The 12,242-nt window shown below is 70.5% G+C and carries 8 protein-coding genes; 2 read left to right on the plus strand and 6 right to left on the minus strand.

The window, feature by feature from the left end; translation table 11 throughout:
• The first annotated feature begins 15 nt into the window (after positions 1-15).
• On the plus strand, positions 16-1,773 hold the full coding sequence (locus tag JOD31_RS10770) for a heparinase II/III family protein (protein ID WP_204950306.1): 1,758 nt from the start codon (positions 16-18) through the stop codon (positions 1,771-1,773).
• Positions 1,774-2,004: 231 nt separating this feature from the next.
• On the opposite strand, the gene JOD31_RS10775 is transcribed toward JOD31_RS10770, so the two are convergent.
• Positions 2,005-2,193: a hypothetical protein gene (locus JOD31_RS10775; RefSeq protein WP_210341485.1), complete on the minus strand. Its 189-nt coding sequence runs from the start codon at positions 2,191-2,193 to the stop codon at positions 2,005-2,007.
• Positions 2,194-2,440: 247 nt separating this feature from the next.
• The gene (locus JOD31_RS10780) at positions 2,441-2,953 is read right to left on the minus strand and encodes an MmcB family DNA repair protein (protein WP_210341396.1); all 513 of its coding nucleotides are present in this window, start codon (positions 2,951-2,953) and stop codon (positions 2,441-2,443) included.
• Positions 2,954-3,079: 126 nt separating this feature from the next.
• Between JOD31_RS10780 and JOD31_RS10785 the strand changes: the two genes are divergently transcribed.
• The gene (locus JOD31_RS10785; RefSeq protein ID WP_204950308.1) at positions 3,080-5,479 is read left to right on the plus strand and encodes a transketolase; all 2,400 of its coding nucleotides are present in this window, start codon (positions 3,080-3,082) and stop codon (positions 5,477-5,479) included.
• A gap of 16 nt (positions 5,480-5,495) precedes the next feature.
• Here JOD31_RS10785 and JOD31_RS10790 read toward each other — a convergent pair whose 3' ends face one another.
• From JOD31_RS10790 to pheS, 4 genes are all read right to left on the minus strand, one after another.
• Positions 5,496-6,008: a L,D-transpeptidase gene (locus JOD31_RS10790; protein WP_204950309.1), complete on the minus strand. Its 513-nt coding sequence runs from the start codon at positions 6,006-6,008 to the stop codon at positions 5,496-5,498.
• Between the two features lie 332 nt (positions 6,009-6,340).
• Complete coding sequence (acs, locus tag JOD31_RS10795) at positions 6,341-8,296, minus strand: acetate--CoA ligase (RefSeq protein WP_204950310.1); 1,956 nt, start codon at positions 8,294-8,296, stop codon at positions 6,341-6,343.
• A gap of 219 nt (positions 8,297-8,515) precedes the next feature.
• On the minus strand, positions 8,516-10,936 hold the full coding sequence (gene pheT, locus JOD31_RS10800) for a phenylalanine--tRNA ligase subunit beta (RefSeq protein ID WP_204950311.1): 2,421 nt from the start codon (positions 10,934-10,936) through the stop codon (positions 8,516-8,518).
• 127 nt (positions 10,937-11,063) lie between these two features.
• Entirely contained in the window at positions 11,064-12,155 is a 1,092-nt protein-coding gene (gene pheS, locus JOD31_RS10805; protein WP_204950312.1) for a phenylalanine--tRNA ligase subunit alpha, read from the minus strand.
• Positions 12,156-12,242: the final 87 nt, after the last annotated feature.

The following is a 12,242-nucleotide window of genomic DNA, read 5'->3' on the forward strand; positions in this document are numbered from 1 at the left end:
AAGGGTCCGCATGCCATGAGCGTCGGGGCGCTCGAGGAGGCCGCGCGGCTCATGCGCTTCGCTGTGGGCGAAGGCGTGGGCGGCGGATGGCGGCGGCTGACCGGCCTCGCCGCGGCGCCGCTGCATGCGACGGGCCGCGCGCCGGACAAGCTCGTGATCGCCCCTCAGGACCTGCGCACCTCCGATCCCACCCGGGCCGGCGAGATCTACGCCGGCGTGTTCGCCTTCGCGGGCAAGAGCGTGCCGGTCGAAGGAGCCTCGCCCTTCCGGGTCGAGCCGCCCTCGCCGGAATGGGCGGAGGCGCTGCACGGCTTCGGGTGGCTGCGCCACCTGCGCGCCGCCGACACCACGCTCGCACGGGCCAACGCCCGCGCGCTGGTCGAGGAGTGGATCGCGCTGGGCGGCGGCGGAGATCCGATCGCCCGCGCCCCCCACGTCACGGCGCGGCGCGTGATCTCCTGGCTCTGCCAGTCGCCGCTGATCCTCGACGGCGCCGATCGCGCCTTCTACCGCCGTTTCCTGCGGAGCCTCGCGCGCCAGACGCGAAGGCTGGGCCGCGCGCGCCGTCTCGCGCCCGACGGCCTGCCGCGGCTCAACGTGGCCTGCGCGCTGGCCTACGCCGGGCTGTGCTTCGCCGGCGACGGGCGGCTGCTGAAATCAGCCTCCGCCGCGCTTGCGGAGGAGCTCGACCGCCAGATCCTGCCGGACGGCGGCCATGTCAGTCGGAACCCGAGCGCGCTGGTCGAGGCCATGCTCGACCTGCTGCCGCTGCGGCAGGCCTACGCCGCGCGCAACGCCCAGCCGCCGCAGTCGCTTCTGAACGCGGTCGATCGCGCCATGCCGATGATCCGGTTCTTCCGGCACGGCGACGGGGCCTTCGCCCAGTTCAACGGCGCCGGGCCGACCCAGGCCGACCTGGTGGCGACCATCCTCGCCTATGACGACGCCCGCGGCCCGCTGCCCGAAGAGGCGCCGCATTCCGGCTATGTGCGTCTGCAGGGCGGGCCCTCGGCCGTGCTTGTCGACGTCGGCCCGCCGCCTCCGCCCGGAGCGTCCCGTGACGCGCACGCCGGGGCTTTGTCGTTCGAGCTGTCCAGCGGCCCCGAGCAGATCGTGGTCAACTGCGGGGTCCCGCGCTTCGGCCGTGCGAGCTGGGGCGCCGCGCCGCGCGCGACCGCCGCCCATTCGACCCTCGTCGTCGCCGACACCTCCTCCTGCCGCTTCGCCAGCGAACGCTGCGCCGGACTGCTGGGCCGGATCGTGGTCGCCGGACCGCGTGCGGTCGTCGCCCGGCGCGAGCGTACGGCCGAGGGCGTGCGGGTCGCGGCGACGCACGACGGCTACGCCCGCCGCTTCGGGCTGATCCACGCACGCACGCTGACGCTGGCCGCTGGGGGCGACCGGCTCGAAGGGGAAGACGCGCTGCGGCCCGTCCACGCCGGGCGCGGGCCCGAGGATTCGCGCGTCGCGCTCCGGTTTCATCTTCATCCCGGCGTGCGCGCGAGCGTCACACAGGACGGCCAGGGCGCCATGCTCGCCCTGCCGAGCGGCCGCGGCTGGCTGTTCGCGGCGCCGGGGTTCGCGGTGGAGCTGGAGGAGAGCATCTATTTCGCGGGCGCCAACGGCCCGCGGCGGACGGAACAGATCGTCGTGCACGCGACGGTGCGCGGCGCGCCGCTGATCGGCTGGAACTTCCGTCGCCTCGACGGCGATCTCGGGTCGGAACGCCGCGCACGGTCGACCGGGCGGGACGACGGTCCGACGCTGATCTGAGACGCGGGCCGGCATGAGGTTGTCACGGCGCGGGGGCTTGAGCGCCGGGCTCCGACCTGGTCAGCCCCGCGGTGAGCGGCGCTGAGGCCCGAGCCTTCATTTCCCGCGACGCCTCAGCCGCCCGGCGCCTCGTCCACGCGGTCGTACTGAACGGCTGTCTTTTCCCTGCGGCCGTGGATCATTTTGCCGGGTGGTCGATCAGTTCCGGGACGCGCCCGGAGCGCCATGCCGTCAGGCGACGAGGGCGGCGGGGAAGGGGATCACGACCGAGGCCGCGCTCACCGCGCCTTCCCGAAAATCCTCAAGGTGGCCGGATTCCACGACCTCGTCGATCGCTCGGCGCAGGTCATCGGGGGAGTTGACGTCATGTCCGAGATCGGAGGCGATCGTGGCGGCGCTGCCGATCAGGGCGGCGAACACCACGCGCGGGTCCTCCCCGCAACGCTGAAGAGTACGGGCGAGGCGAAGGACTACGGCGTTCACGTCATCGTTCGACATTGGATCAGCGCCTCCGCGCCGCTACAGGCCCACTCCTTACGAAAGAGCGAGCGCTACACTTGATCAGCAGACAAACTCAGTCCGAATCATTGTTGTTTAACGTCAATACTCAGTTTGTATTGAAATGAGACTGGACTGTGGCTGGGTTGCGTCATTTCCGGCGATTCGTTCACGACATGCTGAATCCTTCCGGATCCACGGTCGCCTGCAGCCGCGCCGCGGCGAGCCGCGCGAACGCGAGCGTGACGGCCTTGCGGCGCGCGCCCGCGAGCGGAAACCGCGGCGCCTCGCGCAGGATGGCCGCGCCGTAGCCGTCGGCGGCGATCAGGCCGACGTCCTCGGGGATCAGCGCCTGCGGAAAGTCCGCGCCCACGGCGAAGTAAAGCGCGTCGCAGAACGGCCGATACTCGGGCCACTTGCGGTCGGAGCGAAAATCCTGCGGGCCGGATTTGATCTCGACGATGATGATCTCGCCGGTGCGGCCGAGCGCCATCACGTCGGCGCGCCGGCCCGAGCGCAGCGGCGTTTCGCGCAGGCAGCCGTAGCCGGCCGCGACGAAGTGCCGGCACACGCCGCGCGCCAGCGTGGCCGCCACACCCGATAGCGACGACGGCCGCGCAGCCTCCGCCGCGACGTCGCCGAGCGGTTCGATCGCAGCTCCAGGGGACGAAATGTTCTCCATACGTTCGATAATGGCACGAACAGGGAACGGCGCAAGCGTGAAGTTCAGTCGTGCTCGTAGGCCGGTCGACGCGGGGCGCGCGGCGGCTATGATGGCGGTCCCAGACCCGGAACAGGACGCAAGATCATGGCGGTGGGGCAGGCGGTAGATCGGCGGCTCGCGTCGCTGCGGGAGCTCGAGCGCAAGGCGCTCTGGCTCGCGACATGGACGATCCACAACGCCAACCATCGGCGTCCGTCGGACGGGCTGAAGGTCGGCGGCCATCAGGCGTCCTCGGCGTCGCTCGCGACGATTATGACGGCGCTCTACTTCGCCGCGCTGCGCCCCGAGGATCGGGTCGCGGTGAAGCCGCACGCGAGCCCGGTGTTCCACGCGATCCAATATCTGTTCGGACACCAGACCCGCGAGAAGCTGGAGGCGTTCCGCGCCTTCGGCGGCGCGCAGTCCTATCCCTCACGCACCAAGGACGTGGACGACGTCGACTTCTCCACCGGCTCGGTCGGCCTCGGCGCCGCGGCCACGGTGTTCGCCTCGCTGACGCAGGACTACCTGCGCGCCAAGGGGCTGGGGACCGAATGGCCGGAGGGCCGGATGATCGCGCTGGTCGGCGACGCGGAGCTCGATGAGGGCAACATCTTCGAGTGCCTGCTCGAGGGTTGGAAGCACGGGCTCCGGAACTGCTGGTGGATCATCGACTACAATCGCCAGAGTCTCGACGCGGTGGTGCGCGAGGGCCTCTACGAGCGCATCTCGGCGCTGTTCGAAGGCCTCGGCTGGGACGTGGTCGTGCTGAAGTACGGCCGCCTGCTGGAGGAGGCCTTCGCGGAGCCCGGCGGCGGGAAACTCCGCGACTGGATCGACCGCTGCCCGAACCAGCTGTTCTCGGCGCTGTCGTTCCAGGGCGGCGCGGCCTGGCGCAAGCGTCTGCTGGACGAGATCGGCGACCAGGGCGCGGTCACGGCCCTCATCGAGCGGCGCTCCGACGCCGAGCTCGCGGCGCTGATGACGAATCTCGCCGGCCACGACCTGCCGACGCTGCTGGAGGCCTTCGAGCGGATCGACCACGACCGGCCGGTCTGCTTCCTCGCCTACACCATCAAGGGCTACGGGCTGCCGCTCGCCGGCCATAAGGACAACCATTCCGGTCTGATGACGCCGGCCCAGATGGCGACTTTACGCCAGTCCATGGGCGTGCGCGAAGGCCGGGAGTGGGACCTGTTCGAGGGCCTGTCGATCCCGCCCGACGAGCTGCAGGCCTTCCTCAAGAGCGTCCCCTTCGTCGCGCAGGGCCGCCGCCGCTACGACGGCGCGAAGCTTCCGGCGCCGGCCCGGCTCGAGGCCGACATTCCGGCGGAGACCTCGACCCAGGCGGCGTTCGGCCGGCTGCTGGACGGGCTCGCGAAAGGCGACACCGCCCTCGCCGCGCGCATCGTCACCACCTCGCCGGACGTGACCGTCTCCACCAACCTCGGGCCCTGGGTGAACCGTCGCGGCCTGTTCGCCCGCGAGAGCATGGCGGATCTGTTCCGCGAGGAGCGCATCGCCTCGGCGCAGAAGTGGGAGTTCGGGCCGAAGGGCCAGCATCTCGAGCTCGGCATCGCCGAGATGAACCTGTTTCTGGCGCTTGGCGCCTTGGGACTGTCGCACTCCCTGTTCGGCGAGCGGCTGATCCCGGTCGGCACGCTCTACGATCCCTTCATCGCCCGCGGCCTCGATGCGCTGATCTACGCCTGCTACCAGGACGCGCGCTTCATTCTGGCGGCGACGCCCTCGGGGGTGACGCTCGCGCCGGAGGGCGGCGCGCACCAGTCGATCGCGACCCCGCTGATCGGCCTCGCGCAGGACGGGCTCGCGAGCTTCGAGCCGGCCTACGCCGACGAACTCGCCGCGATCCTCGCTTTCGCCTTCGACTACGTGCAGCGCGACGGCAAGTCCGGCGTGGCGGACTGGGAGCGTGAGGAGACCGGCGGCTCGGTGTACCTCCGGCTCTCCACCCGAATGCTGGAGCAGCCGCAGCGGACGATGACGCCGGAGCTCGCGGGCGAGATCGTCGATGGCGCGTACTGGTGGCGCGAGCCCGGCCCGAACTGCGAGGTGGTGATCGCCTACCAGGGCGTGGTCGCGAAGGAGGCGATCGAGGCCGTGGGCCTGATCGCCGGCGATCGTCGCGACGTCGGCCTGCTGGCCGTCACTTCGGCCGACCGGCTGATGGCGGGCTGGACCGCCGCCCAGCGGGCGCGCGAGCGCGGGGTCGCGCAGGCGTCGTCCTTGGCGGAAAGGTTGCTTGGCCGCCTACCGCGCCATTGCGCGCTGGTGACGGTGATCGACGGCCATCCGGCGACGCTTGGCTGGCTCGGGTCGGTCTGCGGCCATCGGGTAAGGGCGCTCGGCGTCGAGCATTTCGGCCAGACCGGAACCATCGCCGACCTCTACCGCCACTTCGGCATCGACGCGCAGGGCCTCGTCCGGGCGGCGGAGGGGCTCGCGCCCGGCCGGCCCCTGCGGCATCTGACGGCCCTGGGGTGAGGCCGTCGCGGCGCCGTCAGGGGACCACGACGACCTTGCCGCCTACGCGGACGCGCTCGTATAGGTCGACGATGTCCTCGTTGCGCATGCGAATGCAACCGTAGGACGCGTAGGTGCCGATCGACTTCGGGCGGTTGGTCCCATGGATCGCGTATTGGTCGCGGTCGAGCAGCAGCGCGCGCGGGCCCATGGGATTCCTGGGGCTGCCGCCGGGGATCACGTCCGGCAGGTTCGGCTTGTCGCGGCGCACCTCCTCCGGAGGCGACCACGCCGGCTGGACGTACTTGCCCTTGATCCACGCGGAGCCGAACCACTGCTTGCCGGGCTTGCCGACGGCCACCCGGTAGCGCATCGCCCGGCCGTCGCCGCCGACGAGGTAGAGCGCGCGCTCGGCGTTGCGGACCACGATGGTGCCGGCGCTGTAGGCGTCGGTGTCGAACGGCACGATCTCGCGCGCTCGGGCCTCCAACGGCGGGCCGGCGACCGCCAGCGCGAACGCCCCAAGAGCGAGCCACCACCTCTTCGCCATGCCACGCACCCGAGCAACCCGATCACCTTGAAGACGACTGCGCTATTAGACAGCGCATCTGGTTCACGGCCGCCTAACAACGTGTAGCGATCCTCTGCGGGCGCACAAAGGTCGCATTAACGTCCGCTGGAGATGATCTGTTGCTTAATAAGGATTGTTTTCCTTTAGATAGACACGAGGCGACCGGTGGTTGGGACTGAGTTCCAATTCTGGTCTTGGGCAAGTGCCCGGCGGCTCGCGGATGCGTCCGCCGGGCGGCCTTCAAGGCCCGGGTGCGGGCGTTTCCGGGCCCGGAGATCATGGCGCGCCGCCGGATGGCCGGCGCGAAGCCCTCAGGCCGCCTGGCTCTTCGCCTTGTTCTGGCGCTGGTCGATCAGGTCCTCGACGACGCCGGGGTCGGCGAGCGTCGAGGTGTCGCCCAGCGCCCCGAAGTCGTCCTCGGCGATCTTGCGCAGGATGCGGCGCATGATCTTGCCGGACCGGGTCTTGGGCAGGCCGGGCGCGAACTGGATCAGGTCCGGCGCCGCGATCGGGCCGATGTCCTTGCGCACCCAGGCGACCAGCTCCTTACGGAGCGCGTCGTCGCCCTCCACGCCGCTGTTGAGCGTCACGTAGGCATAGATGCCCTGGCCCTTGACGTCGTGCGGGTAGCCGACGACCGCGGCCTCAGCCACCTTCTCGTGCGCCACCAGCGAGCTCTCGACCTCGGCGGTGCCCATGCGGTGGCCGGAGACGTTGATCACGTCGTCGACGCGGCCGGTGATCCAGTAGTAGCCGTCTGCGTCGCGCCGGCAGCCGTCGCCGGTGAAGTACTTGTTGGGGTAGGTCGAGAAATAGGTGTCCTCGAAGCGCTTGTGGTCGCCGTAGACCGTGCGCATCTGGCCGGGCCAGGAGTCTGCGATCACGAGGTTGCCCTCGGCGGCGCCCTCCAGGACCTTGCCTTCGGCGTCGACCAGCTCCGGCTTCACGCCGAAGAACGGCTTGGTCGCGGAGCCTGGCTTGAGGTCGGTCGCGCCGGGCAGCGGCGTGATCAGGATGCCGCCGGTCTCGGTCTGCCACCAAGTGTCGACGATCGGGCAGCGGCTGTCGCCGACGACCCGGTAGTACCACTCCCAGGCCTCGGGGTTGATCGGCTCGCCGACGGAGCCGAGCAGGCGCAGCGAGGCCCGCGAGGTCTTCTTCACCGGCTCCTCGCCGCCGCCCATCAGGGCGCGGATCGCGGTCGGCGCGGTATAGAAGATGTTGACCTTGTGCTTGTCGACCACCTCCCAGAACCGGGACGTGGAGGGATAGTTCGGCACGCCCTCGAACATCAGCGTGGTCGCGCCGTTCGCGAGCGGGCCGTAGACGATGTAAGAGTGGCCCGTCACCCAGCCGACGTCCGCCGTACACCAGTAGATGTCGCCGTCGTGGTAGTCGAAGATCAGCTGGTGCGTGTAGGACGCGTAGACGAGATAGCCGCCGGTGGTGTGCAGCACGCCCTTCGGCTGACCGGTGGAGCCGGAGGTGTAGAGGATGAACAGCGGATCCTCCGCGTTCATGGCCTCGGGCTCATGCTCCGGCGACGCCTCCGCGACCGCGTCCTCGTAGCGAATGTCGCGGCCTTCGGTCCAGGCCACGTCGGCGCCGGTGCGGGTGACCACGAAGACCGTGTCGACGCCGCCGACCTTGGCGATCGCCGCGTCCGTGTTCGCCTTCAGCGGCACCTTACGGCCGCCGCGCAGGCCTTCGTCTGCGGTGATGACGACCTTCGAGGCGCAGCCCTCGATGCGGCTCGCCAGGCTGTCCGGGGAGAAACCGCCGAACACGATGGAGTGCACCGCGCCGATGCGGGCGCAGGCGAGCATGGCGTAGGCCGCCTCGGGGATCATCGGCAGGTAGATCGTGACGCGATCGCCCTTCTTCACGCCGCGGCTCTTCAGGGCGTTCGCGAAGCGACAGACCTGCTCGTGCAGCTCGCGGTAGGTGATCGCCTTGGAGTCCTTCGGATCGTCGCCCTCCCAGAGGATCGCGACCTGGTCGCCGCGAGTCGCGAGATGCCGGTCGACGCAGTTGGCGGCGACGTTGAGCGCGCCGTCCTCGTACCATTTGATGGAGACGTTCCCGGGCGCGTAGGAGACGTTCTTCACCTTGGTGAACGGCGTGATCCAGTTGAGCCGCTTGCCGACCTCGCCCCAGAAGCCGTCGGGATCCTGGATCGAGCGGGCGTAGTCCGCGTCGTACTTCGCGGCGTCCACATGGGCGCGCGTCGCCCACTCCTGAGGAACGGGGTGCAGTTTCTCGGACATGTCGCTCGCCTCCCGGGCGTCGGTTCCGCCCGCTCGTGACCGCGGCGGGCTTTGCTCATGCGCCACCTTATGCTGCGGCGCCGCGCCGCCTCAAGCGGCTCACGGCTTGTACTTTGCGCGCAGACGGGGGGGCGCCTGACCATGAGTAGGTCAAGGCTTTGTGCGGCAAAGCTGGTGGCGACGCCGGGAGCGCGCCTGACGGAGACTTGATGCGGGGCCTCAGCCCCGCAGGGTCGCGCCCGTGGCCTTGGCGACCTGGGCGACGATGCGGGCGGAAATCTCCTCGATTTCGGCGTCCGTCAGCGTCTTCTCGCGCGGCTGGAGCGTGACGGCGAGGCCGAGCGAGACCTTGCCCTCCGGCACGCCGGGTCCTTCGTAGCGGTCGAACAGGTCGACGCGGGTCACGAGCTTCCGCTCCGCGGCCTGCGCCGCGCGGATCAGCTCGCCTGCGGCCACGTCGCGGTCCACCACGAAGGCGAAGTCGCGGGAGAGCGGCTGGAAGGCCGAGCCTTCGAAAGGCGGCTTCGCCCGCGTCGGCTTCGCCTTTGGCTGCGGCAGCGCGTCGAGGATGAGCTCGAAGCCGACCAGCGGGCCGGACACGCCGAGCGCCGCCAGGGTGCGGGGGTGCAGCTCGCCGAAGGCGCCGAGCACGACCTTGGGGCCGAGCTGCAGCGCAGCCGAACGTCCGGGATGGAACCATGCCGGCGCGGACCCTTGCGCGATCTGCACGGCCGAGGCCTGCAGCCCGAGGCTCGCGAGCACGGCGAGGGCGTCGCCCTTGGCGTCGAAGGCGTCGACCGCCGCGGTCGGTTCGCCCCACTGGCGGCCGGCGCCGCGCGCCTTGGCGGTCCCGCGCCGGAGGCCGGTCGCGGCGATCTTCTGGTCCTCGGGACGGTCGCCCCAGAACACCTGCCCAACCTCGAACAAGGCGACGTCGGGCAGGCCGCGATCGGCGTTGCGCTGGGCGGCCGCGATCAGGCCGGGCAGCAGGCTTGGGCGCATGTCGGAGAGGTCGGCGGCGATCGGGTTGGCGAGCGCAAGCTCCGGCTTCGATCCGCCGAAGCCGTCGGCCTGCGCCTTGGAGACGAAGGACCAGGTCACGGCCTCCACCATGCCGCGGGCCGCGAGCGTCCGACGCGCGGTGCGGGCGCGGCGCTGCACGGGGCTGAGCTTCGCTCCGCCCACGCTGGCGCCGGCCGGCAGCGGCGTCGCCTGCACGCGGTCGAGCCCGATGATCCGCACCACCTCCTCGACGATGTCGGCCTTGCCCGACACGTCCGGACGCCAGCTCGGCACCGCGACCTTCAGCAGCTCGCCCTGGCCGGTGACCCAGAAACCGAGCCGGTGGAGCGGGACCTTGACCTCGGCCGGGGTGACGGCGAGGCCGGCGAGGCGCTTCACCTCGGAGACGGGGAACTCGAGGATCAGATCGCGCTCGACCACCTCGCCGGCGGTGACGATCTCGGAGGCCTCGCCGCCGCAGATGTCGATGATGAGCTGGGTCGCAAGCTCCAGCCCGGGCAGGGCGAAGGCCGGGTCGACGCCACGCTCGAAGCGGTGGCGGGCGTCGGAGTGCACGTTGAGCGACCGGCCGGTGCGGGCGATGTTGAGCGCGTCCCACAGCGCGCTCTCGACCAGCACGTCGGTGGTCGAGGCGTCGCAGCCGGTCGCCGCGCCGCCCATGACGCCGGCGATCGACTGGACGCCGCCGTCGTCGGCGATGACGCACATGGTCTCGTCGAGCGCGTAGGTCTTGCCGTCGAGCGCGACGACGCTCTCGCCGGCCCGCGCGCGGCGGACGACGAGGTCGCCCCTCACCTTGGCGGCGTCGAACACATGCAGGGGACGGCCGCGGTCGAAGGTCAGGTAGTTGGTGACGTCGACGAGCGCGTTGATCGGCTTCTGGCCGATGCTCTTCAGCTTGCGCTGCAGCCACTCGGGCGAGGGCCCGTTCCTGACGCCGCGCACCAGGCGCAGCGCGAAGAACGGCGACAGCGGCTCGGCGTCGCCGAAGTCGAAGCGCACGGCGGTCGGGCAGGGGAACGCGCCCCGGACGGTGCGGGCCGGCGGCTCGATCAGCTCGCCGATCTCAGCCGCGGCGAGATCGCGGGCGACGCCGTGGACGCCGAGGCAGTCCGGCCGGTTCGGCGTGACGGCGATCTCGATGACCGGGTCGTCGAGGCCGACAAGCGGCGCGAAGGGGCGGCCGACGGGCGCGTCGGCGGGCAGCTCCATGATGCCGTCGTGCTCGTCGCCCAGGCCCAGCTCGCGCGAGGAGCACAGCATGCCGCCGGAGGCGACGCCGCGGATTTCGGAGGCGCCGAGCTTGACGCCGGACGCGGGGATCACCGTGCCGGGCGCGGCGAACACCACCTTTAGCCCCGCGCGCGCGTTCGGCGCCCCGCAGACCACCTGCAGCGGCGCGCCCTTGCCGACGTCGACGGAGCAGACCTGCAGCTTGTCCGCGTTCGGATGGCGCTGGGCGTCGAGGATGTGGCCGACCACGAAGGCCGAGAGGTCGCCCGCCTTGTCCTCGACATGCTCGACCTCGAGCCCGACGCGGGTCAGCGTCTCGGTGACGGCGACCAGATCGGCGTCGCCGGCGAGATGCTCTTTCAGCCAGGAGAGGGAGAATTTCATGTGGGTTGGCCCTCAGGGCGTCATCCCGGCCGAAGCGAAGCGCAGAGCCGGGATCGTCGTCAGAAAAAGGCGCCTTTCACGGCGAACGATCCCGGATCGGCCTTGCGGCCGTCCGGGATGACGCGCCCTACGAACTCAGCCCGCCCGCGAGCGTCGGGAAATCAAGCGGACGGAAGCCGTAATGGCTGAGCCATCGGGCGTCCGCGGAGAACAGGTCGCGCAGGTCCGGCATGCCGTACTTCAGCATGGCGATGCGGTCGATGCCCATGCCCCAGGCGAAGCCCTGGTAGACGTCCGGATCGACGCCGCAGTTGCGCAGCACGTTCGGGTGCACCATCCCGCAGCCCAGAATCTCGAGCCAGTCGTCGCCCTCGCCGATGCGGACCTCGTTGGGCAGCTTCCGGCAGCGGACGTCGACCTCCATCGAGGGCTCGGTGAAGGGGAAGAACGAAGGGCGGAACCTGAGCTCGACCGAGGGCACCTCGAAGAAGGTCTTGAGGAACTCCTCGAGCACCCAGCGCAGGTGGCCGAGATGGGCCTCCTTGTCGATGACGAGGCCCTCGACCTGATGGAACATCGGCGTGTGCGTCTGGTCCATGTCGAAGCGGTAGGTGCGGCCGGGACAGATCACGCGGATCGGCGGTTGCGTGCTCCGCATGGTGCGCACCTGCACGGGGCTGGTGTGCGTGCGCAGCAGCAGACGCTCGCCGTCCGCCTTCTCGGGAAGGAAGAAGGTGTCGTGCATCTCGCGTGCAGGGTGGCCGACGGGGAAGTTCAGCGCGGTGAAGTTGAGCTCGTCGGTCTCGATGTCCGGACCTTCGGCGACCGAGAAGCCCATGGCGGAGAAGATCGCCGTGAGTTCGTCCATCACCTGACTGACCGGATGGATGCGGCCAGTCTCCAGACCGCCTTCGCGGACAGGCAGCGAGACGTCGAGACGCTCGGACGCGAGCCGGGCCTCGAGCGCGGCGTCGGCGAGCGCGGCCTTCTTGTCCGCCAGCGCAGACGCGACGCGGTCGCGCAACGCGTTGAGGGCAGGCCCGAAGGTCTTGCGCTCGTCCGGGCTCATGGCGCCCAGCGTCTTCAGCTTCTCGGAGACGGAGCCCTTCTTGCCGAGGGCGCCCACGCGCACGGCCTCGAGCGCCGCTTCGTCGGACGCGCCCGCGACCTGCGCCAGCACGTCGGCTTCGAGGGAGTTGAGGCTGTCGATGTCGGTCATGCGAGACGCCGCTTCCGTTCGGCCGGGTTCGTCGCCCGGGCCTGAAACGCAACGTCATCCCCCGGCTTGTCCGGGGGATCCACCGGC

Origin of the sequence: Methylopila capsulata, assembly GCF_016907975.1 — a bacterium.
GTDB lineage: Bacteria > Pseudomonadota > Alphaproteobacteria > Rhizobiales > Methylopilaceae > Methylopila > Methylopila capsulata.

Bases quoted from the DNA above. Each gene is read 5' to 3' on its own strand.
- acs (WP_204950310.1), bottom strand. From the start codon at position 8,296: ATGTCCGAGAAACTGCACCCCGTTCCTCAGGAGTGGGCGACGCGCGCC.
- JOD31_RS10770 (WP_204950306.1), top strand. From the start codon at position 16: ATGAGCGTCGGGGCGCTCGAGGAGGCCGCGCGGCTCATGCGCTTCGCT.
- pheS (WP_204950312.1), bottom strand. From the start codon at position 12,155: ATGACCGACATCGACAGCCTCAACTCCCTCGAAGCCGACGTGCTGGCG.
- JOD31_RS10790 (WP_204950309.1), bottom strand. From the start codon at position 6,008: ATGGCGAAGAGGTGGTGGCTCGCTCTTGGGGCGTTCGCGCTGGCGGTC.
- JOD31_RS10780 (WP_210341396.1), bottom strand. From the start codon at position 2,953: ATGGAGAACATTTCGTCCCCTGGAGCTGCGATCGAACCGCTCGGCGAC.
- JOD31_RS10785 (WP_204950308.1), top strand. From the start codon at position 3,080: ATGGCGGTGGGGCAGGCGGTAGATCGGCGGCTCGCGTCGCTGCGGGAG.
- pheT (WP_204950311.1), bottom strand. From the start codon at position 10,936: ATGAAATTCTCCCTCTCCTGGCTGAAAGAGCATCTCGCCGGCGACGCC.